The sequence below is a fragment of the Candidatus Paceibacterota bacterium genome (assembly GCA_035652395.1).
Lineage (GTDB): Bacteria > Patescibacteriota > Minisyncoccia > Phycocordibacterales > CAJBRS01 > JADGRH01.
Genome location: DASRDX010000009.1, coordinates 112,008 through 134,227, shown reverse-complemented (window position 1 = coordinate 134,227; position 22,220 = coordinate 112,008). Strand labels below are relative to the sequence as shown.

The 22,220-nt window shown below is 43.4% G+C and carries 28 protein-coding genes and 4 tRNA genes; 16 read left to right on the top strand and 16 right to left on the bottom strand.

Going from position 1 to position 22,220, the window contains the following annotated elements:
- Nucleotides 1-13: 13 nt before the first annotated feature.
- Entirely contained in the window at nt 14-493 is a 480-nt protein-coding gene (locus tag VFA52_00915) for a hypothetical protein (GenBank protein ID HZS42763.1), read from the top strand.
- Between the two features lie 33 nt (nt 494-526).
- Here the strand turns inward: VFA52_00915 and VFA52_00910 are convergent, their stop codons facing one another.
- Nucleotides 527-1,012, bottom strand: a complete 486-nt coding sequence (locus VFA52_00910; protein ID HZS42762.1) for a hypothetical protein — start codon at nt 1,010-1,012, stop codon at nt 527-529.
- 232 nt (nt 1,013-1,244) lie between these two features.
- Between VFA52_00910 and VFA52_00905 the strand changes: the two genes are divergently transcribed.
- The 3 genes from VFA52_00905 to VFA52_00895 all read left to right on the top strand — a co-directional run bounded on the left by VFA52_00905 (nt 1,245) and on the right by VFA52_00895 (nt 3,203).
- A tRNA-Leu gene (locus VFA52_00905) sits at nt 1,245-1,328 on the top strand.
- A 136-nt stretch (nt 1,329-1,464) separates the two neighbouring features.
- Entirely contained in the window at nt 1,465-2,565 is a 1,101-nt protein-coding gene (locus VFA52_00900) for a hypothetical protein (GenBank protein HZS42761.1), read from the top strand.
- Entirely contained in the window at nt 2,565-3,203 is a 639-nt protein-coding gene (locus VFA52_00895; GenBank protein HZS42760.1) for a hypothetical protein, read from the top strand. Before VFA52_00900 ends, VFA52_00895 begins: the two co-directional genes overlap by 1 nt.
- A gap of 58 nt (nt 3,204-3,261) precedes the next feature.
- On the opposite strand, the gene VFA52_00890 is transcribed toward VFA52_00895, so the two are convergent.
- From VFA52_00890 to VFA52_00840, 11 genes are all read right to left on the bottom strand, one after another.
- On the bottom strand, nt 3,262-3,537 hold the full coding sequence (locus VFA52_00890) for a hypothetical protein (protein HZS42759.1): 276 nt from the start codon (nt 3,535-3,537) through the stop codon (nt 3,262-3,264).
- A 2-nt stretch (nt 3,538-3,539) separates the two neighbouring features.
- Nucleotides 3,540-3,968 (bottom strand): pilin, encoded by a 429-nt coding sequence (locus tag VFA52_00885; protein ID HZS42758.1) that lies wholly within the window; start codon nt 3,966-3,968, stop codon nt 3,540-3,542.
- Between the two features lie 11 nt (nt 3,969-3,979).
- A complete protein-coding gene (locus VFA52_00880) occupies nt 3,980-4,339 on the bottom strand; it encodes a hypothetical protein (GenBank protein HZS42757.1) in 360 nt (119 codons plus the stop codon).
- A gap of 90 nt (nt 4,340-4,429) precedes the next feature.
- A complete protein-coding gene (locus VFA52_00875; protein HZS42756.1) occupies nt 4,430-4,750 on the bottom strand; it encodes a hypothetical protein in 321 nt (106 codons plus the stop codon).
- Between the two features lie 3 nt (nt 4,751-4,753).
- Nucleotides 4,754-5,203, bottom strand: a complete 450-nt coding sequence (locus tag VFA52_00870) for a pilin (protein HZS42755.1) — start codon at nt 5,201-5,203, stop codon at nt 4,754-4,756.
- A 1-nt stretch (nt 5,204) separates the two neighbouring features.
- Nucleotides 5,205-5,606: a pilin gene (locus VFA52_00865; GenBank protein ID HZS42754.1), complete on the bottom strand. Its 402-nt coding sequence runs from the start codon at nt 5,604-5,606 to the stop codon at nt 5,205-5,207.
- Nucleotides 5,607-6,911, bottom strand: a complete 1,305-nt coding sequence (locus VFA52_00860; GenBank protein HZS42753.1) for an extracellular solute-binding protein — start codon at nt 6,909-6,911, stop codon at nt 5,607-5,609.
- 24 nt (nt 6,912-6,935) lie between these two features.
- Nucleotides 6,936-7,466: a methyltransferase domain-containing protein gene (locus VFA52_00855; protein ID HZS42752.1), complete on the bottom strand. Its 531-nt coding sequence runs from the start codon at nt 7,464-7,466 to the stop codon at nt 6,936-6,938.
- Nucleotides 7,467-7,478: 12 nt separating this feature from the next.
- Nucleotides 7,479-9,956: a DNA gyrase subunit A gene (gyrA, locus tag VFA52_00850; GenBank protein HZS42751.1), complete on the bottom strand. Its 2,478-nt coding sequence runs from the start codon at nt 9,954-9,956 to the stop codon at nt 7,479-7,481.
- Between the two features lie 43 nt (nt 9,957-9,999).
- Complete coding sequence (locus tag VFA52_00845) at nt 10,000-10,311, bottom strand: hypothetical protein (GenBank protein HZS42750.1); 312 nt, start codon at nt 10,309-10,311, stop codon at nt 10,000-10,002.
- Nucleotides 10,312-10,342: 31 nt separating this feature from the next.
- Nucleotides 10,343-10,948 carry an MBL fold metallo-hydrolase gene (locus VFA52_00840; protein HZS42749.1) on the bottom strand — a complete coding sequence of 202 codons (606 nt, stop codon included), beginning with the start codon at nt 10,946-10,948 and terminating at the stop codon, nt 10,343-10,345.
- 179 nt (nt 10,949-11,127) lie between these two features.
- On the opposite strand from VFA52_00840, the gene VFA52_00835 reads away from it, so the two are divergent.
- Together VFA52_00835 and VFA52_00830 are read left to right on the top strand one after the other, a co-directional pair.
- On the top strand, nt 11,128-12,243 hold the full coding sequence (locus VFA52_00835; protein ID HZS42748.1) for a S1 RNA-binding domain-containing protein: 1,116 nt from the start codon (nt 11,128-11,130) through the stop codon (nt 12,241-12,243).
- Nucleotides 12,244-12,327: 84 nt separating this feature from the next.
- Nucleotides 12,328-12,609: a hypothetical protein gene (locus tag VFA52_00830; GenBank protein HZS42747.1), complete on the top strand. Its 282-nt coding sequence runs from the start codon at nt 12,328-12,330 to the stop codon at nt 12,607-12,609.
- A 57-nt stretch (nt 12,610-12,666) separates the two neighbouring features.
- On the opposite strand, the gene pth is transcribed toward VFA52_00830, so the two are convergent.
- Nucleotides 12,667-13,290 (bottom strand): aminoacyl-tRNA hydrolase, encoded by a 624-nt coding sequence (pth, locus tag VFA52_00825; protein ID HZS42746.1) that lies wholly within the window; start codon nt 13,288-13,290, stop codon nt 12,667-12,669.
- A gap of 158 nt (nt 13,291-13,448) precedes the next feature.
- Between pth and lepB the strand changes: the two genes are divergently transcribed.
- The 7 genes from lepB (at nt 13,449) to VFA52_00790 (ending at nt 19,496) form a co-directional block, all read left to right on the top strand.
- Nucleotides 13,449-14,084, top strand: a complete 636-nt coding sequence (gene lepB / locus VFA52_00820; protein HZS42745.1) for a signal peptidase I — start codon at nt 13,449-13,451, stop codon at nt 14,082-14,084.
- A gap of 1 nt (nt 14,085) precedes the next feature.
- A complete protein-coding gene (locus tag VFA52_00815; GenBank protein ID HZS42744.1) occupies nt 14,086-15,330 on the top strand; it encodes a His/Gly/Thr/Pro-type tRNA ligase C-terminal domain-containing protein in 1,245 nt (414 codons plus the stop codon).
- 28 nt (nt 15,331-15,358) lie between these two features.
- The gene (locus tag VFA52_00810; GenBank protein HZS42743.1) at nt 15,359-15,610 is read left to right on the top strand and encodes a hypothetical protein; all 252 of its coding nucleotides are present in this window, start codon (nt 15,359-15,361) and stop codon (nt 15,608-15,610) included.
- Nucleotides 15,610-16,035 (top strand): rRNA maturation RNase YbeY, encoded by a 426-nt coding sequence (ybeY, locus tag VFA52_00805; protein ID HZS42742.1) that lies wholly within the window; start codon nt 15,610-15,612, stop codon nt 16,033-16,035. The genes VFA52_00810 and ybeY overlap by 1 nt, the downstream gene beginning before the upstream one ends.
- Nucleotides 16,036-16,065: 30 nt before the next feature.
- The gene (gene ftsA, locus VFA52_00800) at nt 16,066-17,253 is read left to right on the top strand and encodes a cell division protein FtsA (protein HZS42741.1); all 1,188 of its coding nucleotides are present in this window, start codon (nt 16,066-16,068) and stop codon (nt 17,251-17,253) included.
- A 164-nt stretch (nt 17,254-17,417) separates the two neighbouring features.
- The gene (gene ftsZ / locus VFA52_00795; GenBank protein ID HZS42740.1) at nt 17,418-18,560 is read left to right on the top strand and encodes a cell division protein FtsZ; all 1,143 of its coding nucleotides are present in this window, start codon (nt 17,418-17,420) and stop codon (nt 18,558-18,560) included.
- Between the two features lie 15 nt (nt 18,561-18,575).
- Nucleotides 18,576-19,496, top strand: coding sequence for an FAD-dependent oxidoreductase (locus tag VFA52_00790; protein ID HZS42739.1), 921 nt, complete (start codon nt 18,576-18,578; stop codon nt 19,494-19,496).
- Nucleotides 19,497-19,542: 46 nt separating this feature from the next.
- Here VFA52_00790 and VFA52_00785 read toward each other — a convergent pair whose 3' ends face one another.
- From VFA52_00785 to VFA52_00775, 3 genes are all read right to left on the bottom strand, one after another.
- Nucleotides 19,543-19,926 carry a hypothetical protein gene (locus VFA52_00785; protein HZS42738.1) on the bottom strand — a complete coding sequence of 128 codons (384 nt, stop codon included), beginning with the start codon at nt 19,924-19,926 and terminating at the stop codon, nt 19,543-19,545.
- A 133-nt stretch (nt 19,927-20,059) separates the two neighbouring features.
- Complete coding sequence (locus VFA52_00780; GenBank protein HZS42737.1) at nt 20,060-20,872, bottom strand: hypothetical protein; 813 nt, start codon at nt 20,870-20,872, stop codon at nt 20,060-20,062.
- A gap of 65 nt (nt 20,873-20,937) precedes the next feature.
- Nucleotides 20,938-21,024, bottom strand: a tRNA-Ser gene (locus tag VFA52_00775).
- A 67-nt stretch (nt 21,025-21,091) separates the two neighbouring features.
- On the opposite strand from VFA52_00775, the gene VFA52_00770 reads away from it, so the two are divergent.
- The 3 genes from VFA52_00770 to VFA52_00760 all read left to right on the top strand — a co-directional run bounded on the left by VFA52_00770 (nt 21,092) and on the right by VFA52_00760 (nt 22,219).
- Nucleotides 21,092-21,163, top strand: a tRNA-Glu gene (locus VFA52_00770).
- Nucleotides 21,164-21,172: 9 nt separating this feature from the next.
- Nucleotides 21,173-21,943, top strand: a complete 771-nt coding sequence (locus VFA52_00765) for a DUF817 domain-containing protein (protein ID HZS42736.1) — start codon at nt 21,173-21,175, stop codon at nt 21,941-21,943.
- 203 nt (nt 21,944-22,146) lie between these two features.
- Nucleotides 22,147-22,219, top strand: a tRNA-Val gene (locus VFA52_00760).
- Nucleotide 22,220 lies beyond the last annotated feature (1 nt).

Genomic DNA, 22,220 nt, shown 5'->3' with positions numbered 1-22,220 from the left:
AGCCGGTTTCGTTATGGATAAATTTAAGAAATATTTTAAAAAGGCGTTTATATCTGTTTTTCGCTTTGAAGCCCTGCAGGATTACACAGCTGAAGATGGCCAAGAAATGGTTGATGAATATCTAAATAATGGGAAACTGGCAAGGCCGGAATATAGCTCGTGGTGGAAGGAGATAAAAGAAAAAAATGAGCATGGAGTCCTAACTCAAAGAGTTAGATTAGTGGATGAACCCCTAAATGATTACACAAAGATGGAATTGACCTATCTTAAAAAAGCCGCTGCTTATTCTGGCGAAGATATAAGAATCATCAGAGAAAAAGATTTTAAGAATAAACTGAATGATTTCTACCTTATTGATGATAAATATTTATTCATTTTAAATTACGGTAGGAGAGGAAAATTTTTAAGTTCTGAGTTTGTTGAAGGAGAGAAAGTTAAAGAGTATATAAAGCACAAAAAAATTCTTCTTAATCAGTCGGCTAAATTAATTTAATAAAAAGACCTACTTACCTTGCGGCTTTCGGTCTTAACTTGGAGCTTTTAACTCTTTCGGCTCGGGAACCTGCGGAAGTAGCGCTCCATGATGTACGGCCATGTGCCGAGGAATACTTCTTTCTCCCTCTCCCCAAATCAGATGACCGAAGTCTTCTAGAATTTCTGGAAGACAGTGGCCCTCAGTCCAGGATAGAACATATGGCCTGTTTCCTCCCTGCCAATCTATGGTAAGGCGATTAAAATTGTAATCCCCTTGACGATAGTCTCCGTAACTTTTAAAAGTCTGGAGGTCATAGAAGGTATACTTTTTGGGATCAATCCCCTCCGCCTTAGCAATAGCGGTCACTATCCTTTCGGCGCCATTGATGGTTGAGAGCCTCGGACCATCTTTGCCGTTATGAAGACCACTGAAGACGATATGGTCGTCGTAAATTATGTACTCAACTTCATGGAGATTCAGGTTGTTGAAAATCTGACACTCCCAGGTTTCCTTGTAGAAAATTTTTTTACTTTTCAATCACTATCCTCCTTTCAATAAATATTATATCTTAATATTCATAAAATGTCAAATATTACTAGTGCTCTCCTGTGTCTCATTTTTTCTAAAAGGCCCTATGTATCAATACCTGCCCAGACAGAGGGGTCTCGGTTCAAGACGCGGAAATTTGCTAGAATAGCCTTACCCCGTCTGTTCTCCAAAGATGCGAGACTGAGAGGACATGATAAATAATTGACATTTTAACCAAAGTGCTGGGGTGGCGAAATTGGCAGACGCACCAGCCTTAGGAGCTGGCGGGGTAAAACCCATGGAGGTTCAAGTCCTCTCCCCAGCACTTTGTTTGAAATATTTCCCTCGCCATAGCCAAAGTGGCCTATTGATTGACTTTTTCTCCAAAATATGATATTATTGTACCCGAATTGAACCATTCTGGTTCTTTGAAATTTCAACAAACACAAAGAAAGGTAAGTATGCTAAAAAATATTCTGTTAACCGCAGGGAGTGCCTTAATTGTTGCGCTCGCTGTCTATGCAGGTTGGCTCTCACTCTTATATGTAGTGGACGCAACCCTCATCATTCTAATCCTAGGCGTTGTAGTCTATACCCTAGCCTGGAAAGATATCTTTTTTACCTTTGTCGAGGAAGGCGAAATTGTCGCTATCGTCGAAGGAAAAAATCCAGTTAAATACATCGGTAATATCGATGGCGTTCAGGTCGATCCTGAGACGGGAATAGTGGTCTCAAAACCAGGATACAAGACACCGCTTGGACTTTTTGGTGTTTCATGGATCGGAATCCCTCCAATCCGAAGACGCTACAAATATGTCCTGAGGTGGAATAAATTCGACAAGGAGGAAGACGGCACGGATTACACCTTCATTCCTCGTAACGAAGAGGTAGATTCTATCTATTACAAATATCCTTACGCCATTCGAATCTCCGGAGCAGAAACTAAGGATCGACTTCCGGTGGACATTTGTATTGTGGCTTTGCTGCGTACAGAAAACGCTCAAACAGCTCTTTTCATTGTCCGCGGCGGCTATCTTCAAAAAGCCACCGCCTCAATTATGGCCCGAGTTCGTGATTGGGCAGGATCAATGCCTATCAAGGACCTGACAGAAGCCAGGAATGAAGGAATGATTGCGCTGGATAATGCAGGAGAGACTCCTTCAAATCCAATCACTTCATTTGTCGGAGCGATGCAGGTGCTTAATCGGAGCGACGCTGGAAACCCCAGCTTAGCTGAGCAGTGCGGTCTGTATCTCGAGGCAGTTAACTTCCTCAGTTACGATATCGTTGGCCCAAATGCGGAGGAGATTCAGCGATCCACCGTGAGAGCCTATACTGCCGATCAGGACGCATATGCTATCGACAAGACAGGCACTGCGGAAGCGAACGTCATCGCCAAAAAGTATGCAGCAATGAGGGAAAACGTTGCTGCAGCACCTCTGGCTTTTGCGAACGCAATTGAGAACTTCAAAGGTAGTTCCTTGGTCCTTAGTGACCGAGTGATGCCGGCTTTGCCTCTTGGGGGCGATCGCAAAACTGATGAAAAGAAGGAGGAAAAATAATGTCTCACCTTCAAACTACCCTTCTTCTGTTCGCCATCTTCATTCTCACCTGTCTTATCAGCTGGATAGTAATCCAGAGAAATTCCATCCCTAAAAGGAAGGTCAAAAATCTGGATCCTGAAAAAGATAAGGATAGAAAAAAAGTGGAAACAACGTCGGTGGTCATAAAATCTCGGTGGTATGACCTTCGTGATTGGATACCAATTTGGACATTGGTTAAGGCTCTTGGTGTGATTATCCTTGTACTCCTGTGCTTGGGTCTTATCTTCTGGGTAGGGCAACAGATCAGGGTGTATTCAAATAACCGCACCTTGGGATTTCAACCTGTAGCTTTGGTGACCACATCTCAACCGAACGTTGTTCCTTGGACCGCCCCGACGGATGGTTACGGGAATACAATTGACATTCCTGCCGGTATGGACTTCATTGAAGATCCTGATCAGGCTGGGGTGCTCCTTTCTGTGTTGGTCAACGAAGGAACCGAGGAAGAAAGAGTCGTGCTTCTGGGGCCAGGTCACAGAGATCTGGGGCAGGCCGTCAGGTCAGTCCGATATCATTCACGAGAAGGTCGTGATCTTTCCGGCACAGTCGTTCTTCGACCTCATCGAGGTCTTGTCGCCGCGACAAGACGTCTCTAAGGAAATCTCAATCTCGGGCAGCAGCACTTAGGCTGCTGCCCGATTTTTATTTAAGAAATTATTTTTTTATATTATTAATCGGCGCCGAATCAATTCCAAAGGTGTGAACGATTACATTTATGATTCCGTAAGCCGAAACCATGATGAACATTCCTATCAGCCCCCAAAGAATGTGCTGTCTGCCTTTAGTCCTTCCCGCCTCATTATCAGAATTAATAATAAATTGGACCACTCCCCAGAGAAATACTACTAAGGCAATAGCAAAGAGAAGATAAATCAGTGGATTTACAATTACCTCATCGATTCTTTGTAATAAATTATCAATTGGATCCATAATTATTGTCCAAAGCTAGTGTTACCTCCATTTCCAAAGACTGGTCCACCGGAAGAGAAATCGCTATTCGGCACACTTGGCGCAGAAATGTTGGGATTGGTTGAAATACCGAGAGCATCTCGAAGTAAGTTAACCAGCCCCCAGACGGAGACCATAACAAAGAGCGCGATGATGCCCCAAAGCATTACTTTTCTGGCACTAGATTTGTCCTCTGCGGAACCGGCCAAAGCATATCTTACGACGCCGTAGAGAAAGAGTACCAAGGCCAGACCGATAACAAACGGCACTAACAGATTGAGAACATTCAGCGCCGAGCGGATAAGCTGGCCGATAGTCGGAGATTGCTGACCAAAAGCTACCTCCGGCAGAAGAAGGCTGAACAAAATGCCGAGGTAGAAATTAATTCTGTGCCAAAAAGACTTTAGACTCACGACCGATTCAATTAGTAACCACCTGAAGCGTTGGTTGGAATGTTTGGAGCTGGAATATTCTGAGCGTTATTCAAACCGAGAGCGTTACCGAGGAAGTTAACCAGACCCCAAACGGAGACCATGACGAAGAGGGCGATAATACCCCAGATCATGATGCTGCGAGCGGCGGATTTATCTTCCCCACTACCGGCTAAGGCGTAGCGAATAATCCCGTAGAAGAAGACGACGACACCTAAACCGATGAAGAACGGAATCAACTGGTTCAGAATATGGGTGGCAGAGGCCACTAAAACGCTGATATTGGTTAATTGCTGACCAAAAGCTACGGCTGGGAAAGCAAGAGCGAGGGCGGCAATGAGATACTTTTTCATTATAAATTGTTAAAAATTGTTAAAATAATTGACCGTTACAGCTTTAATCTTAGCATTTTCGGGGATTTTTTAAAGGCTCGCTTGGGGATATTAGCGAAGTTGTGGAATGGCCAGAGTGCCGCCGAAAAAGGTACTTTCCAATATGCCGACTAGTCCCCAGACAGCCACCATGACGAAAAGGGCGATGATTCCATAAATCATTAAGGTCCGGCCTTGTTTAATTTTCTCTTCACTTTGGCCGCCGGTAACGTAGCGCATCACTCCCCAAAGAAAAGCTACGAGAGCGATGCCAATGATAAGAGGAACAAGGGCATTAAGCAGACTAATAAGGAGCTGGACTAAACTTTTAAAATCGTTGGCTTTATTGCTTTGAGCTTCCGCAAGAGACGGCAAGAAAAATAATAAATTCATAGTTTAGAGAGATTTAATAGTGTTCTCAATAATTTTAGCAATTAATTCGGCCCCCAACAAAATGATTACTCCAATGACTGTATAGAGAAAGGCGTTCTTGGCAGTTTTCAATTTATCTTCATTTCCTTGAGCGGTCACAAACAAGAAGCCGGCGTAGATAATAAAGAAGACACAAATGACTGCCCCAATTTTCGCCACTTCTTCCAAAACTTTGGCGATGAAATCATAAATATTGCCGGTGTTGCTAAGTGGGTTATCGAGCCGGCCGCTGCTGTTGTTTCCTCCACTACTTTGACCCAGATTTGAACCACTGCTTTGTCCATAAAAAGGACTTGCCTCCGGACCAATATTAGTATTACCACCGAAATTAGAGATATCGTTTTGGGCAAAGGCAACAGAAAAAACCATCAAACCACTGACTAAAATAACTATTAAGGAAGTAAAGTTTTTCATATTAAGATCCTAACAAGGAATAGGTATTTTGCACTCCGAGACCGGCTAAGATGGCTTTGACTAAAAGCCATGCCCCCACGGCGATAATTAGGCCAATAATCACTTTCCAGAAAATACCTTTAGCTTCGGCTGCTTTGCTGGGGTTCCCTCCTGCAGTTAAATACAGAAAACCGGCAAAGGCAAAAGAAATAGCGGCCAGAGATCCAGCCAGATAAAGAAGGAAGTTAACAATTGTATTAGCTAAGGTTACTAAATCATTCCACTGACATCCCCCATTATTGTCATTACATTTCGGAACCAATTGGGATGGCTGACTAACCGCCACAGTTTGATGCGGGAAAACCGCTAAAATCGAAAAAATACTTAGGAGCAGAAATATAAAAATTAAACCGAGACTTTTCATTTAAGGAATAAGATTTTGTAGTTCAACATTGCCGGCACTGACAGCATCTCCGGTGGTTCGATTGCCCGATTCAATTGATTCTACCATTTCTCTGAAAACTTTGACACTTTCATTCGGATTCGGATCAAACCAGCCTTTGCTCTGAAGGGCGGCGTTTTGAAAGACGGCCATGGCGGCGCTGGTGGCAGTGGTAGCCAAAAGATCGCGGCGAACTGGCGGCAAATTATTCATGCCGGAAAGAATACTTAATGAGGTGCTGTTGGTAAGAACTCCAATGGCGGCATAAGCGGCATCAGAATGCTGCGTACCTTTGGCGATGGCTAAGCCGGTAATGTTTCCGAAATTGATTCGGGCGGTAGCGTTCCGCGGTTGAGGTAAAAGTGCTACATCAAAATTTAAGTTTGGATTTTTTTCTCGGAGCGAAGCATATTCGCTGGCAAAGCCCAGATAGATGGCGAGCTTCCCTGCTAGAAAATCATTACTGGAATTCGGCAAAGCGCGAGTCCAGGAAAAATTTGGATTGGTGGGATCAGAGAATTCTGTATAGAAATCAAGAGCGGCTGGTGTTGGAGGTACGGTCGCCGAAAATTTCTGATCGAGCACGGCAGAAACCTGATCTGGATGAGGATCGGTAGCCGGACTAAGAACGGTAATTGGATTTCCGGCTTGGAAAATTAAGGAAGAGAGAATGGCTTTGGCGTTATTGATATTTACTATCTCACCGAGAGCGATGGTGCTTTGAGTGATGTTTGAAGATTGGTCCTTTTTGGTCAAAGTTGGAACTAAAGTGGAAAGCTCATCCCAGTATTGAGGAGGTCGAGATAAACCGGCATTCTGAAAGAGAGTTCGATTCCAATACATTACTAACGGATCAATCGTAAAAGGCACGGCTAAATATCCGCGAGAAGTGCCGAAGATACTGCCCTCTTCCACAAAAGTGTCGGCAATCTGGCGGTCAGTTAAAGTAGTCAAAGGAATGGGAATAAGTTTGTTTCGCTCCGAGAGAATTTCATCTTGCGAAAGAACGATTATATCTGGACCCTTGCCTTCCGCCACTGCCTCGGTAAATTCAGCGTCGAAGGAAGCCGGATCTTTTTGAACATACGTCACCTTGATGGCTCCTCTTTTAATATTGTCTAAAGCGGCCAGAAGATTATTGATATCTTCCGCTTTTAGAGTGCCCCACATGGTGAGATCCGGCACCGGCGCCGCGTGTTGGCCCAAGCCGCCGGAAGCAAAAAGTAAGACGGCCGCCACAATGATGACGCCGAAGATAGAAAGTAGAACAACTTGAAAAGCAGACATGGTGATTGGTGAAGTTAGAAAATATTATATCACCTTAAAAAGCAGCCCGTAATGGTGGGAGCCGGCTTCAAATTGCTGAAGCAATTTGAAGCCGGCCTTTTCCGAGAGACTAATTGCTTCGGCAGCTTTCACTACATGATCTTGGTGAGGGCCTATTTGACTAAAGGAATCGCTCCAGTCAATTAAAACTAGTTGTCCCCCTTTATTCAAAACGCGCTTAGCCTCGCTAAGCGCTTCCACCTTACTTCCCAACTGAAACAAAACATTGATCATAAGGACGCGATCAACCGATCCGTTCGCTAAAGTACTGCCATTTGGCTTTTCAATATCTCCCAAAATGGAATGAACATTCTCTAACTTTTCTCCTTTGGCTTCGGCTCGAAGTTTGGATAAAAGATCGGGCTGAATTTCCACCGCATAAACACTGCCGGTTGGCCCAACCCTTCTTGCCGCGGCAATGGCATGGTGCCCTACACCAGCTCCAAAATCCGCCACGCTCATTCCTTCAGCGAGATAAGCTGCTTCTAGATTTTTTTCCGGATGGGTAAAGAGCATATTTATAAAAAACTACAAACACACGAGTGAAGCAATTGAATCCCCTTCGCGCAATTTCATAATGCGCACTCCTTGAGTTTGGCGTCCAAGCGATGGGATTTCGGTAAGATTAACACGAATGACCTGACTCTTTTTGGAAATAGCTACTACTTCCGTTTCGGCTCCGGAAATAACTTTGGAAGCGATCAGATCGCCAGTTTTGGAAGTTACTTTGGCCGTCTTAATGCCGCTTCCCCCTCGTTTTTGAGTTTTGTATTCTTTCAGATCAGTCTTCTTGCCATAACCATTCTTCATCACCACCAGAATTTCCGGATTACTATAGCTTTTCTTGATGACATCCGCCCCCACAACTTCGGCCTTTTTAGCTAATTTCATGACCCGAACTCCGCCGGCGCTTCTGCCCATTTCTCTCACGTCTGATTCCCTAAATCGAATGGATTGTCCATCGGACGAGACAACACTGACCTCATCTCCCTTTTCCACAAAAGAGGCTGAAATTAATTCATCTCCCGCCTCCAGCCGAATGGCGATCAAACCGCTGCGTCTAACATCATGAAAATTTTCGGCTTTGACTTTTTTGGCCGTCCCACCTTTGGTTACCATAAGAAGAGAAACCGGATTATTCTTCACCACTTTCGGCATCGGTAAAATGGAGGTGACTTTCTCGTCTGAGCCAAGTGACAGAAAATTCATAATTGATTTGCCGCGAGTAGCCCGACGTCCTTCCGGAATGTCATACATCTTGATTTGATATGCCTTGCCTTTATCGGTAAAGAAAAGCAAGTCGCTGTGACTGCTAGTGGTCAAGAATTTAGTAATAAAATCTTCTTCCTTAGTATCAAGATCAACTACTCCGACTCCGCCACGTTTCTGACGTCGATATTCGTCGGGATTGGTGCGCTTGATGTAGCCTCCAGCCGTCAGAACCAGTACGGATTCCTCATCCGGAATAACATCTTCAATAGAAAAAGCTTTGGCACCGTGTTTGATGATCTTGGTTTTGCGTTCGTCCGCATATTTCTCTCGGATTTCCTTCAGTTCGTTTTTAATAATCGTTTGAATGCGCTTTGAGCTGGCCAAAATTTCTTTGAGATCTTTAATGAGAGTTTGAGTTTCTTTTAAATCATCTTCTATCTTCTTGCGCTCGAGCCCGGCAAGCTTCTGCAGCCGCATTTCCAAAATAGCAGTAGCTTGCTTATCCGAGAATTTAAATTCCTTGCGCAAGTCGCCATGAGCAGTGGTGACGTCTTTGGCCGCTCGTATCAATTTAATGATGCGATCGATGTGGTCCAGAGCCTTCTTTAAGCCGAGCAAAATGTGTTCTTTCTCTTCGGCTCGAGCCAGATCGAATTCAGTGCGCCGTCGAATAACAACCTTTCGGTGGCTAATGAACTCTTCTAAAAAGCCCTTGAGAGCCAGAGTTTGAGGCACTCCATCTACCAAGGCTACATTGTTAAAGTGGAAAGTTTCTTCGAGTTGTGTGTGTTTGTAAAGATAATTTAAAACATTCTGCGGATAGGCACCGTTTTTAAGATCAATGACAATGCGAATATCTTTGGTTGATTCATCGCGAATGTCCTTAATGCCTTCAAGTTTCTTGTCGCGCACTAGATCAGCAATATGAGTGATGAGATCGGCTTTGTTCACTCTAAATGGAATGGAAGTGACGATAATTTGGGAGCGGCCAGCCTTCTCTTCCACAATCTCGGCTTCTCCCCGCACTACTACCGGACCTTTGCCGTTGGCGTAAGCGTGATGAATATCTTTCTCACCGTAAATAATTCCGCCGGTCGGAAAATCCGGTCCTTTGATAAATTGTGTCAGTTCGGGATTGCCGGCTTCCGGATTATCAATTAAATGAATAGTGGCGTCTATTACTTCTCCGAGGTTGTGAGGAGGAATGTTTGAGGCCATACCAACAGCGATCCCTAATGTTCCATTCAATAGAAGATTTGGCACGGCCGTCGGCAAAACTACCGGCTCACGACGAGTGCCTTCATAATTTGGCCGGAATTCCACCGTGCCTTTTTCCAGATCGCGTAGAAGTTCGCTGGCAATGCGCGACATTTTAGCTTCAGTGTAACGCGGGGCAGCCGCGCCGTCGCCATCAATTGATCCGAAATTCCCCTGCCCAATAATGAGCGGGTAGCGCATGGAAAAATCCTGTGCCATCTTTACCAGCGATTCATAAACAGCCGCATCTCCGTGCGGATGATAATTACCTGTAACGTCTCCGGTAATCTTGGCTGACTTTCGAGTTTTGGCACCGGCGGTTAAACCAAGTTCGTTCATGGCATAGAGAATGCGGCGATGCACCGGCTTCAGTCCATCACGAATGTCAGGCAAAGCTCGCGCCGTAATAACGGACATGGCGTAGTCGAGATACGACTCTTTCATCTCGGTCACCAGACTTCGCGGAACAATATTGGGGCGATTTTCGCCGGCGATGGGCTTTTCTTCCTTATTTTTAGGGTTTTCTTTTGGAGCCATATATTGCTATTTTAACACGATTTTAAGCCATTTTCCATTGATTTTACTCGGTGGATGTGGTGGCATTTAGAGTAGAGGAAGATGAGCTTGAGGCTGGCAGATTTTGGATATTACTTGAACTTGCTTCCATAAAATGATTTAGACCCGTAGAAGCATTACCCAGATTGTTTTGTAAAAGAGTAATTGGATTAATTTCCACCGTTTTTGAATTATTTGATTTAAACATTAATTCATGAGTAAAGCTCGCTAGCCAAACTAAAAAAATAACGAGCGTTATGGAAAAAGTGCTGACAATTAAAATGCGGCGGCGCTCATTCTCCGGTTTTTGCTGAAGTCTTTGAATTAGTTTGAACATGCTTACTTTTTATAATTGCCGGTCACCTCTTCTAAACAATACTTAAGACCACCACATCACCCTCCTTTCCTTCCAAATCTTTCTTTTTGATTGTCAGCTTATCAATCGCCTTCACCTCTTCCCCAGCTTCTTTCAGAAAAGTTTTTAGTGAACTCTTGTCCTGTTCAACATAATGCATCGGGATAACTAGCTTCGGCTCAAGGTTAACTGCTAGTTTATTGGCATCAGCCGGCGTTAACACACCGTGTCCCCCGATTGGCACAAATAAAATATCAATATCGTCCAAAGCCTCCACAATATTAGGTGGCAAGTCTTTCGATTCGAGAGGTCCCAGGAAACAAAGATTGATGTTATCCAAATTCAAAGTGTAGATAGTTACCGGCAACATATCTAAACCGCGAATAAAAACTTCTTTCACTTCATACTCGCCCGGACCGGAAATGATAAACGGCACTCTTTCTCCGTGTTTTAATTCCTCAGCGCCATTCATATCAACATTGTTCATGGAAACCAAAACAATATCAGCGCCAAATCGAGGAGCTTTAAAAGGAGATTTCTTGGAAGGCGGATTAAAAGCCACTGTTAAGTCGCCCAGTTGCATCTTGAAAAATTCCAAACCGTGATAGGTAATGACCATAAAAAAATCTTACCAGATTTTGAGAGAATTACGAATGAGAATAACGACGAATTGCCTTGCACTGGGAGATTTCCTGTGTATACTAAATATATTAATCGAATCGATCCACGGACGTAATCCACCTTTTTGTCACGATAGCTTCGCGGGGTGAACGTCGGGATATTTTTGTTACATAATTTATGCCACGCATAGCCACCAAAAGTCCGGAAGTTGAAAAGGAAGTTAAGTCCAAGAAGGACAGCATCATGTCCAAATACTTGTCCGATTCCCCTACACCGCCCTCAACCGGCGATTTAATAGAAGGGGCGGTTTTAGCCATTGATAAGAATGGAGTCTTTGTTAATTTGTCTCCTTTCGGCACCGGTATTATCTATGGCCGAGAATACATTGCCGCCCGCGATATTATTAAAAGAATCAATGTTGGGGATACAGTAGCAGCTAAGATTGTTGATTTAAATAGTGCTGAAGGCTACATTGAACTTTCACTAAAAGAAGCTAAGCAAGCGCTCATCTGGAGCGAGGCTGAAGCGGCTATCCGGGATAAACGCATTCTTGATTTGCCGGTAGTGGAGGCTAATAAGGGTGGGCTGATTCTGACCTGGCAAGGCATTCAGGGATTTTTGCCGGCTTCTCAACTTAAAACCGAACATTACCCGCGTGTTCTTGATGGCGATAAAGATAAAATTCTAGAAGAGTTGAAAAAATTAATCGGCCAGAAAATTTCCGTGGCAATTATTTCCGCTCTGCCTAAGGAAGGCAAATTAATCTTCTCGGAAAAAAATCCGGAATTAAAAGACAAAGAAAAGATTATCGGCAAATATACTGTCGGTGATGATCTTGATGGTGAAGTAACCGGCATTGTCGATTTCGGCGTCTTCGTCAAAGTAGAAGAGGGGTTGGAAGGACTAGTTCACATTTCAGAAATTGACTGGTCGTTGGTGGAAGACCCGCGCACTCGTTTTCATATCGGCGAGAAAGTAAAAGTGAAAATTATTGAAATTAAAGATGGGAAGATTTCTCTCTCTATCAAAGCGCTGAAAGAAAATCCTTGGAAGGCGGCCGAGGCCAAATACAAGAAGGATGATGTCGTTCAGGGTGTCGTCATTAAATACAACAAACACGGTGCTCTAGCCTCCATTGAGGAAGGAGTAGCGGGTCTGGTTCACATCAGCGAATTTGGCAGTGAGGAAAAACTTCGTCAGAAATTGGAACTTGGCAAAAGCTATACTTTCCGCATTACTCTCTTCGATCCAAAGGAACAAAAGATGGCATTGTCTTTTGTAGAGCATATATAATTCACCTTGACAATTTCTAATAAAATACCAATATTCTAAAAAGGAGGTAAACATACGAAAAAAAATCAAAAGATATTGTTGAGTATGAGTGCAGCTGTTTGTTTGGGCGGAGTGATTCTGACTTTGTGCAGTCTGTATACGCCCCGAGCAAAGGAAGCTCGTCGACACATACAAGCTACGGAGGCCGTACTTCATGAGAAAATCCTGGAGCGGAGTCAGCTCCCTCTCCAACAGGAGATTGAAAGACTGGGGGAAGAAGTAAGGAGTTGGGAGAAGGAAATCCCTAGCTCTATCACGACCATGGGTATCGTCTGCATGGTTGGTGGATTAGTTCTTGGGGGAATAGTAATATTCCTCACCAATTAGCTTCAAAAAGGATCAATCTAATGCCGGGTTACGCTTCGCGCAACCCGGCATTCTTTTTTATAGACTATTAAATTCGCCCATCGCTTTTTCTTTTCCTTCCATTATTATCATTTCAATTGCTGCGGAGACTTTTTTTGAAACTTTTTTTAAAATGTCCAGTTCAGATTTTTTAAATGGACCGATAATGAAATCTAAAATCTTTTTATGATCCGGCTTTCGAATTTTCCCGGATGGAGTGGCCGGGGAAATTCCGACTTTGATTCGGATGAAAGCTTCAGTTTTAATGGCCCGAATAATTGACTCCACTCCTTTGTGGCCACCGGAACCACGATTGAAGGTAATTTTGAATCTTCCTAGTGGTAAATCCAAATCATCATTTATGACGATCAGTGATTCGGCTTTTTTCTTGCTGGTAATTAGTGGTTTAACAGATTGACCGGATTTATTCATGAAAGTTTCGGGCAGGATCAGGGTGGCGCGCTCGCGACCCGCTTCGCCTGCACGCAAGCGAGGCGAGCCGACTTTTCCTTCGGTTATCAGAGCCTGTAATTTCTTATTAAAAGCAAAAGCTGTAGATGGTAAATTTTGTTTTATAAAATTTACAACCATCATTCGTCCGACATTATGTCGAGTATTTTGATATTCCTCTCCAGGATTGCCCAATCCCACAATATAAAACATAAAAATCATTCTAGCATTTCATTTTTAAGAGTGTTAGGTGCTACCACAACCAGTCCTAAACGCCGACAATGCCACAAAAGGTGAAGAGAAACGAAACAGCGAACGCCAAAGCTGACACGACGCTTGTGTCAAATAAGCTTTGCCTATATGATGTGCCCATGTCAGACGAGAATACCTCGCCTCAAAATCTTTCATCTTCTGAAAATACGGCTAAAAAGGGCGGTTTTTTCAAGGAATTAGTCAAGTTTGTCTTTTTTATTTTAATCATCTTGGTACCCTTGCGAGTCTTCGTGGCTCAGCCCTTCATTGTAGTTGGAACTTCTATGGAGCCAACCTTCTCCGGCGGTGAGTATCTAATCGTTGACGAACTTTCATATCATCTTGGAAATCCTTCGCGCGGCGATGTAATTATTTTCCATCCGCCCCGACAAGCTTTCACCGATCAGGGAATAAAACCTCAAAGCGGTATCTATTACATCAAACGCATCATCGGTCTTCCAAATGAGACTATTGTCATTCAAGACAACCAAATCATTATTAAAAATCAGGAACATCCAAATGGTTTTGTTTTGGATGAACCTTACGTTAAATATTCCGGAGAAAAAAATGAAACTATCACTCTTGGTCCGGATCAATATTTTGTTCTTGGCGATAATCGGCCCGTCAGTTTTGATTCGCGTGCTTGGGGACCCCTCTCCCGTGATGAAATTGTTGGTCGAGCTTTCTTGAGACTTCTGCCCATTGATCGAGTCAGCTTCATGCCAGGAGCTGTAAAAGAAAAACCTACGAATTAAGATGGCTACTAAAACTAATCTAAAGAAAAAGATCAGACGCGTTCGTCCACCAAAGAGAATCAGTCGAGAATATGAACGAGCGACAGAGACAGCCAAATATTATGGTTTTTGTCAGGCGCCATATCTGGAGATTGAAAGAGAAGATTTAATCAAAGCCAAAACTTTTAAGGATTCTCATACGAAAGAAGTTCATCCTTTTCGGGAGGATGAATTTAAATTCTCCGGATTTTTAGAAGAGAAGATCTGCATTCTTCGAAATTTTCTGGAAAAAAATATGGCGCACTTAGGTATTCCGGCGCCGATTTATTATGAAGGGCCGATTGCTGGCAACCCACATATTCCCCGTATTAAAAGAGAAAAGACTTTTAATATGGAAATCTTGAGCAATTCTAAAAGCATTGCTGACGCCATGATTATTGAGACGGCTTTTGTCATCTTGAAAGATCAGTATCCGGAGGAAGAGTTATCCATTGGCATCAATAGTATTGGGGATAAAGAATCAATTGCCCGTTTTACCCGAGAATTAACAGCTTATTATCGTAAAAACTGGAGTAGTCTGCCTGCCCATTGCCGGGCCACTTTTAAGAAAGATATTTTTGAAATTCTTCACTGCAGGGAAGAAGAGTGTTTGGCCCTACAGGAGGCGGCGCCAAAGGCTATGAGTTTTCTCTCCGAACCAAGCCGAGTTCACTTTAAAGAGGTTCTGGAGTATCTGGAGTCTCTTGGTTTGCCTTATAACATTGAGCATTCATTGGTGGGTAGTCGAAGTTTCTGCAGTGGTACCATTTTTGAAATTCGCGGTACTAATAAAAAAACCAAGGAGGAAAATACTTACGCCATTGGAGAGCGTTACAACGGGCTGGCCAAAAAAATTTGGAACAAAAAAGATGTGCCGTCAGTTGGAGTGGCCATCTTAATTCATCCGGATCATTTGAAACAAAATAGACGACATCGGGAGGTGGCACCAAAATTTTATTTCATTCAATTTGGTTTTGACGCTAAACTGCAGAGTTTGAAAATCATGGAAATGCTCCGACAGGCCAAGATTCCAATGCATCAATCCTTAAGTAAAGACAAATTAACGGTGCAAATTGGCACGGCAGAGAAAATGAATATTCCTTACGTTATTATTATGGGACAAAAAGAGGCTCTGGAGGGCAGCGCGGTAGTTCGCAACATGAGCAACCGTTCTCAGGAAACTATCATGATTGAAGACCTGGTGAAATATTTGAAAAAGTTGAAATAGTGAAAGAGCCGTGCTATTCTAATGAACCATGATTAACGTTGAAGTCAGCCGAAATAATAATGAAAATAACGCTACCTTAATCCGGAAGTTCACCCGCCGGGTGCAGGAGGCTGGCATTTTAAATCGAGTGCGTTCCCTTCGTTACAGTCAGCGCACCACTTCTCCATATGTCCGAAAAAAGAAGGCTTTAAAGAGTCTCAGAAAACGAGAGGAAATTAACGAAATGATTAAACTCGGCAAGATCAGACCGCGAGAAACTCACATGGGTTCCGGAAGATAATGGCTAAAACGGTTTTCTATTCTCCTAATTTTAGTGTGACGAAGTTGATTGGAAGCGCCCCGCCTATAGGCGGGGCGCTTCTCCTTCGAATTAAAGACAAAGTTCTGGGACGAAAATATCAATTAAGTCTGGTCTTTACTTCCCTCTCTCACAGCCAGAAACTTAACCGGAAATACCGCCAAAAAAGAAAGCCCGCCAACATTTTGAGTTTTCCAATTTCAAAAAATGAGGGAGAAATTTTTATTTCGCCGGCTGCTTGGGCAAATCCCAAGCAGCCGAAATCCAAATCCGCCGTCACTGCCGCGACGACTACCCTCTTCATTCACGGGCTTTGTCATTTGAAAGGCTTCCGACATGGTAGTAAAATGGAAAGTGAGGAAAAAAAATACCGTCAATTTTTCAAAATCAAATCTAGCAACTTTTAACCTTTTACTTTTAACTTTTAACCCCTCTAAATGGCCCGTCAAATTGCAGCCGGCATAGACATAGGAAGTTACCAAATCAAAGTCGTGGTGGCTGAAGCCTCTTCCGACAATCCTAAGGCTGGGCCTCGCATTATTGGGTCCGGCTCTGCTGAAACCAAGGGACTACGCCATGGTTACGTTATTAACGTGGAAGAAGCGGCCAAAAGCGTCTCTTCCGCTGTCCGTCAGGCCGAAAAGACGGCCGGTGTTCGAATTAGCAAGGCTTATTTAGCTTTTGGCGGAATCGGACTTTCCGCCTTCATTTCGGTAGGTTCATTAATCACCACCAGAGCTGATTCAGAAATTTCCGAAAATGATGTTAAGAGAGTAGTGGAGATTAGCGAAAATGAAATTCCAAATTCTCTTTCTCTCAATCGCACGGTTCTTCATACTATTCCTCTTCAATATAAAGTTGACGGTAAAATTGTTCTGGGCCGGCCGCAAGGAATGAAAGGCGCCAAACTTGAAGTACGCACTCTTTTTGTTACTTCGCTTTCACATCATCTCAATGACATTATCAGCGCCGTAGAAAAAGCCGGCGTGGAAGTGGAAGATGTCATGGCGGCACCGCTTGCCGCCAGTTTGGTAACACTTAGTAAAACTCAAAAAATTGCCGGATGTGTTTTGACCAACATCGGTTCCGAGACTGTTTCCATCGTCGTTTTTGAAAATGACATCCCGATTTCATTGGAAGTTTTTCCGATCGGATCAAATGACATTACTAACGACATCGCGCTCGGTCTAAAAATTCCAATTGATGAAGCGGAGCGGGTAAAACTCGGCGCCAGTCAAAACGATAAATTTTCCAAAAAGAAGTTAGATGAAATTGTGATCGCTCGTCTGTCAGATATTTTTGAATTAGTTGAGGCCCACCTACGAAAAATCGGGCGCAATGGTCTTCTTCCAGCCGGCATCATTATTACCGGTGGAGGCTCGGGAGTAGCGACCATTGAAGATATGGCTAAGGCGGCCTTGAAACTCCCTTCCAAGCGTTCCGATCTGAAATTTGAGGGCAATATTAAAGGAATTATTAAAGGCTCGGAATGGGCTGTGGCTTACGGCCTTTGCGTTTTGGGGCTGACTTCGGCCGAAGATAACCTTATTACTGACTTAGGTCTTTCCGGTATTAAAGATACGCCAAGCAGACTTTGGAGATGGGTGAAAAAGTTGTTGCCGTAAAGACTTAAAAGGCCGGCTCGCTTCGCGAGCTGGCCTTTTGCATTTTTCATTCTCCTTATGTATTATTGAAACATTACAAGAGGGATTCTTATTTTCAGGACAGAGGCCTTGGGATTTTAGGATTATTTACATCCTAATTCTCAACCCCTAACTCCTATTCACATATGCCACAATTAAAACCGGAAGTTGAAACATTTGCTCGCATCAAAGTTATTGGTGTCGGCGGCTCAGGTAAAAATGCTTTAAATCATATGGTCAATTCCAAAGTAAAAGGAGTTGATTTTATCGCTGTCAATACTGACGCGCAGGATTTACATCATTCATTAGCCAAGAAAAAAATTCATATTGGAAAAAATTTAACGAAAGGTCTTGGCACCGGCATGAATCCAGAAATGGGCAAACGCGCCATTGAAGAAACAAAGGAAGAAATCCAGGAAGCGGTGAAATCGGCTGACATGGTTTTCATTACTTGCGGTTTGGGTGGTGGTACTGGCAGCGGTGCTTCGCCAATTCTGGCCAAGACTACCAAAGAACTCGGGGCTCTAACTGTTGGAGTAGTAACTAAGCCTTTCTTTTTTGAAGGACAACAGCGTATGAGACTAGCCGAAGAAGCCCTAGCCGAACTATCTAAAGAAGTGGACGCTCTGGTAGTAATCCCAAACGATCGTCTCTTAAGCACCGTTACTAAAGAAACTACGGCCAAGAATGCTTTTGCCATGTGTGACGAAGTGCTTAAGCAGGCAGTGGAAGGAATTTCCGATCTTATTACCACTCCCGGTTTCATTAATATTGACTTCGCCGATATTCGGGCAGTTATGGCTAACGCCGGATCGGCCCTCATGGGTATCGGTATGGCTAGTGGCGAGAACCGAGCTGTTGAGGCAGCTAAAATGGCCATTAATTCTCCCCTACTTGATACTTCTATTCAGGGAGCTAAAGGCGTGCTGTTCTCGATTGCCGGCGGTGAGGATGTTACTCTTCACGAAATTCAGGATGCGGCTAAAATTATCACCGAATCCATTGATCCTGGTGCCAAAGTTATCTTCGGTACCATTAAAGATGACCGCTTAAAGAAAGGAGAAATTAAAGTAACTGTTATCGCTTCCGGTTTCCCGGATGGAGCCGCTCGAAGACCGGCTCTGCAATCAGAATTTGATTTAAAAGCTGATAAAGGAAAGATTTACAACACCATTAGCAACGGCAAATCAGAGAGTCCTAAAACTGACGATAAGAAATTAGAAACCGTCGGAGACGATGAAGACTGGGGTGCGGTTCCGGCTTTTCTTAGGAGATCTAAATTAAAGTAGTCATTTGGGTTTAATATGTACGACTTAGCAATCATCGGAGGCGGTCCGGCTGGTGTAGCCGCCGGCGTTTACGCTGCGCGTAAACGCCTCAAAACCGTTCTGATCGCCAAAGAAATTGGCGGTCAGTCAAACGTCTCCGGCGACATTCAAAACTGGATTGGTACCGTTTCCATTAGTGGCATTGATCTGGCCACCTCTTTTCGCAAACATCTGCTGGCTTACGCCGAAGATGTGGTGGATTTGAAAGAAGGAATTTTAGTTAAATCTATTGAAAAAAGTGGGAATGGTTTTGTGGTTAAAACCACGGGCGGTGATTTTGAAACTAAAACCGTTCTAGTGACAGTCGGCAGCACGCGGCGGAAAATTGCGGTGCCGGGCGCCACCGAATTTGAAAATAAAGGTATTACTTATTGCGCCACCTGCGATGGTCCTCTTTTTGCCAGCCAGGATGTCGTAGTTATTGGCGGGGGTAACGCCGCTTTTGAAACGGCCGCTCAATTACTCGCCTATTGTAAAAGCGTTACCCTGCTGAATCGTGGCGAAGAGTTTCGCGCCGATCCAGTCACCGTCAAGAAAGTTCTTTCAAATCCGAAAATGCACGCGGTTTTAAATGCCGAATTAGTAGAAGTAAAGGGAGATAAATTTGTGAAAGGAGTGATCTATAAAAACAATGAAACCGGCGAAAACACCGAAATCCCCGTAGCCGGTGTTTTCGTGGAAATCGGGCTCATCCCTTCCACCGATTTTATTGGCGAGCTTTTAAAGAAGGACGTGTACGGGCACATTGTAGTTGATCACCAAACCCAGCAAACTTCAGTCGCCGGCATTTGGGCCGCCGGCGACTGCACCGACGGTCTCTATCACCAAAACAACATCGCCGCCGGCGACGCCGTCAAAGCGTTGGAGGACATCTACGTCCATTTGCACACGAAATAAATAAAACGGGCGCATATTTTGGACACGCGCCGCAAGAATGATCGAATTAAGAAACTACTTCAGGAACCATAAACTCGTCCACGAGACTAGCAACCCGACTAGAATATCGGGATTCATCCTTTCTCCGTAGACGCAATTTAACCAAGGCTCCTTCGGGTATCTTCGTTGGATCAGCGCAAAGAATAACTCTTTCCGATTGGTCGTTAAGAATGATCATGTTTTCGGGCCGCCCAAAAGGACCGCCGTGAGGTTCAACAAATGTACGAGTACACTTCCATGTTCTCTTAGGATTTCCGTACCAGAACCTGAGCAAGTCGCGTGTAGTTTGGGTCTTAATTTCGTACTGCTTCCGATAGGTCGGAAACCGACGGCCAGTTATAAACAAGATCAACGAGCCAGCAATCAAAGTCATTTCAATATAAAGGTGCATACTAAAACCACATTAGTCAAAAGCCTGGGAAAGTCAAGGCGGGCTATCTCGACTTAGAACTTTTATCGGTCAAGCCCAGTAAGGTTATTTTAGCATTTTAATTTTAGATTCTTCGACGGACCTCGAGCTAATTTTAATTGGTTTTTTCTGTAGAGGTAGAAGTGACATAGACTCCATTTTTTAGTTCGGTCGTCACAACAACTCCATGCTCACTATCAACGCCTTTTACGAGAACTGGTTTGTTATTTACTACTTTATATTCAGCATCGTAGTTACAGTCTGCGCAACTGTTTCCGTGAGTTAAGATAGTTTTAGTCACAGGATCGGGCAATCCGGACATTTTGCTAAAATCCTCGCTGTAGTCAAATTGACTGGTTTGAGGATTAAATAAGAAATAAGTTCTACAAACATTTCCGGTTGCTCCAAAACAAGTGTCCATTTCTATATCATTGTATCCATCGAAATTAATGTCGGCACTATGAAAAAAGTCGGTAGAGTATGACGGCTCAAACATATACGGTCCCTCTGCTTTGTTATCCATAGCAATATGTTGGATCTTCTTTCCATCTTTTATGACATCGATTCCTATGATCGTGTCGTACTCACTTCCCAACAAATTGAATGTATATGGGGATTGATTAGGGAAGATTGAATATTTACAGACCATTCCCCCTGTAATATTTGGATATCTTTGTAAATAACCTTCTAGAGATGAGGTGCTTTCTTTAGGAGGTAGAACATTGCAATTATTGTCACTAGTTAAAAACTTATTACTTAAAAAACTGGGCGTAGCAGAATCCGGGATAGAAGACTTTTCACTTTTTAAAGTTGATTGAGTTAATTCAAATTGTGTCCCCACATAAAAAGTCAGAGTTGGTAATACTCCAATAAAGAAAATGATAGCCGCTAATTTGGAATACCATGTAACTTCATTCCCCTTGATCATGGTTAAATTGTATCAGAGTAAATCAAAATGACGCTCCTCGTGCGGGGTGACCTATCTCGACGATGCGGAGGAGAGAGGATTCGAACCTCTGATGCGGTTTCCCACATGCCAGTTTTCGAAACTGGTGCCTTCAACCACTCAGCCACTCCTCCAGTCTGAAAATCGTAGCATTTTTTGTCGTTTGAACAAAAAATGCTATATTTTAAAAGCTATTTTTACGGCCCTATCGTCTAACGGTTAGGACATCAGCTTTTCAAGCTGGTAATCCGGGTTCGATTCCCGGTAGGGTCACAATATTTCATGAAAAAACTTGCTCGAGAATTCATGATCTTCATCATAAAAGAAGCCCGTGCCTGCATTTTTGCGGGCTCATTTTTTGCTCTTTTATTTCTTTCAAATCACATTCCCCTTTTTGGTTTGGCGAGATACGATTTTCTCTTTTTATCGGCGGTTCTTTTGCAGATTATTCTATTTCTGACAAAAATCGAGACATGGGATGAGATCAAAACTATTTTTCTCTTTCACCTTATTGGAACTCTTTTGGAAGTTTTCAAGACTAATCCAGCTATCGGCTCATGGAGTTATCCCGAAGCGGCTATCTTTAAAATCGCTACCGTGCCGCTCTTTGCCGGTTTTATGTACGCCTCTGTAGGAAGCTACATTGCTCAAGCTTGGAGAATACTGAAACTTGAACTGGAAGAGCCACCAAATTATCCGGCCATGTTAGTGCTGGGAGTTTTAATTTACCTTAACTTTTTCACCAATCACTTTATTCCGGATCTTCGTATTCTACTTATTCCGGCAGTATTTCTTCTATTTGCCCGCACTCAAGTCTTCTTTACAGTTACGGAAAGACGTCGCTCCATGCCGCTTGCTTTAGGCTTCTGTCTCATCGCCTTCTTTCTTTGGGTTGCCGAAAATCTTTCAACTTTTTGGGGCGCCTGGCAATATCCCGATCAAGTTCATGTATGGAATGTCGTTTCTACCAACAAAATCACCTCTTGGTTTTTGATGGTTATAATCAGCTTCATCATCGTGGCTTACTTGAAACATTACAAAAAGATTCATTGAACAGATTCTTGCCCAAAAGCTCGGAAGACTTTATTATTCAAAAGAAGGGCGATTAGCTCAATTGGTAGAGCGCAACATTGACGTGGTTGATGTTAGAGGTGAAGAGTAATTCTATGGCAAGAAGGCCCGATACTCCAAGGTATGTGGCAAACTGTGGTAAAACTTTTTCCTCTATCGCCGAAAAATGGTAAATTTCATAAAAGGCGCGGTTAGCTCAGTTGGTAGAGCGCAACATTGACGTTGTTGATGCCGGGGGTTCGAATCCCTCACCGCGCAC

What these genes read in the sequence shown, in the direction of transcription:
- VFA52_00765 (HZS42736.1), top strand. Translation starts at nt 21,173, where the DNA reads ATGAAAAAACTTGCTCGAGAATTCATGATCTTCATCATAAAAGAAGCC.
- ftsZ (HZS42740.1), top strand. Translation starts at nt 17,418, where the DNA reads ATGCCACAATTAAAACCGGAAGTTGAAACATTTGCTCGCATCAAAGTT.
- ybeY (HZS42742.1), top strand. Translation starts at nt 15,610, where the DNA reads ATGGCTAAAACGGTTTTCTATTCTCCTAATTTTAGTGTGACGAAGTTG.
- VFA52_00855 (HZS42752.1), bottom strand. Translation starts at nt 7,466, where the DNA reads ATGCTCTTTACCCATCCGGAAAAAAATCTAGAAGCAGCTTATCTCGCT.
- VFA52_00790 (HZS42739.1), top strand. Translation starts at nt 18,576, where the DNA reads ATGTACGACTTAGCAATCATCGGAGGCGGTCCGGCTGGTGTAGCCGCC.
- VFA52_00875 (HZS42756.1), bottom strand. Translation starts at nt 4,750, where the DNA reads ATGAATTTATTATTTTTCTTGCCGTCTCTTGCGGAAGCTCAAAGCAAT.
- pth (HZS42746.1), bottom strand. Translation starts at nt 13,290, where the DNA reads ATGTTTTATATTGTGGGATTGGGCAATCCTGGAGAGGAATATCAAAAT.
- VFA52_00815 (HZS42744.1), top strand. Translation starts at nt 14,086, where the DNA reads ATGGCTACTAAAACTAATCTAAAGAAAAAGATCAGACGCGTTCGTCCA.
- ftsA (HZS42741.1), top strand. Translation starts at nt 16,066, where the DNA reads ATGGCCCGTCAAATTGCAGCCGGCATAGACATAGGAAGTTACCAAATC.
- VFA52_00895 (HZS42760.1), top strand. Translation starts at nt 2,565, where the DNA reads ATGTCTCACCTTCAAACTACCCTTCTTCTGTTCGCCATCTTCATTCTC.
- VFA52_00845 (HZS42750.1), bottom strand. Translation starts at nt 10,311, where the DNA reads ATGTTCAAACTAATTCAAAGACTTCAGCAAAAACCGGAGAATGAGCGC.
- VFA52_00880 (HZS42757.1), bottom strand. Translation starts at nt 4,339, where the DNA reads ATGAAAAAGTATCTCATTGCCGCCCTCGCTCTTGCTTTCCCAGCCGTA.
- lepB (HZS42745.1), top strand. Translation starts at nt 13,449, where the DNA reads ATGTCAGACGAGAATACCTCGCCTCAAAATCTTTCATCTTCTGAAAAT.
- VFA52_00780 (HZS42737.1), bottom strand. Translation starts at nt 20,872, where the DNA reads ATGATCAAGGGGAATGAAGTTACATGGTATTCCAAATTAGCGGCTATC.
- VFA52_00810 (HZS42743.1), top strand. Translation starts at nt 15,359, where the DNA reads ATGATTAACGTTGAAGTCAGCCGAAATAATAATGAAAATAACGCTACC.
- gyrA (HZS42751.1), bottom strand. Translation starts at nt 9,956, where the DNA reads ATGGCTCCAAAAGAAAACCCTAAAAATAAGGAAGAAAAGCCCATCGCC.
- VFA52_00915 (HZS42763.1), top strand. Translation starts at nt 14, where the DNA reads ATGGATAAATTTAAGAAATATTTTAAAAAGGCGTTTATATCTGTTTTT.
- VFA52_00860 (HZS42753.1), bottom strand. Translation starts at nt 6,911, where the DNA reads ATGTCTGCTTTTCAAGTTGTTCTACTTTCTATCTTCGGCGTCATCATT.
- VFA52_00785 (HZS42738.1), bottom strand. Translation starts at nt 19,926, where the DNA reads ATGCACCTTTATATTGAAATGACTTTGATTGCTGGCTCGTTGATCTTG.
- VFA52_00865 (HZS42754.1), bottom strand. Translation starts at nt 5,606, where the DNA reads ATGAAAAGTCTCGGTTTAATTTTTATATTTCTGCTCCTAAGTATTTTT.
- VFA52_00870 (HZS42755.1), bottom strand. Translation starts at nt 5,203, where the DNA reads ATGAAAAACTTTACTTCCTTAATAGTTATTTTAGTCAGTGGTTTGATG.
- VFA52_00830 (HZS42747.1), top strand. Translation starts at nt 12,328, where the DNA reads ATGAGTGCAGCTGTTTGTTTGGGCGGAGTGATTCTGACTTTGTGCAGT.
- VFA52_00840 (HZS42749.1), bottom strand. Translation starts at nt 10,948, where the DNA reads ATGGTCATTACCTATCACGGTTTGGAATTTTTCAAGATGCAACTGGGC.
- VFA52_00890 (HZS42759.1), bottom strand. Translation starts at nt 3,537, where the DNA reads ATGGATCCAATTGATAATTTATTACAAAGAATCGATGAGGTAATTGTA.
- VFA52_00835 (HZS42748.1), top strand. Translation starts at nt 11,128, where the DNA reads ATGCCACGCATAGCCACCAAAAGTCCGGAAGTTGAAAAGGAAGTTAAG.
- VFA52_00900 (HZS42761.1), top strand. Translation starts at nt 1,465, where the DNA reads ATGCTAAAAAATATTCTGTTAACCGCAGGGAGTGCCTTAATTGTTGCG.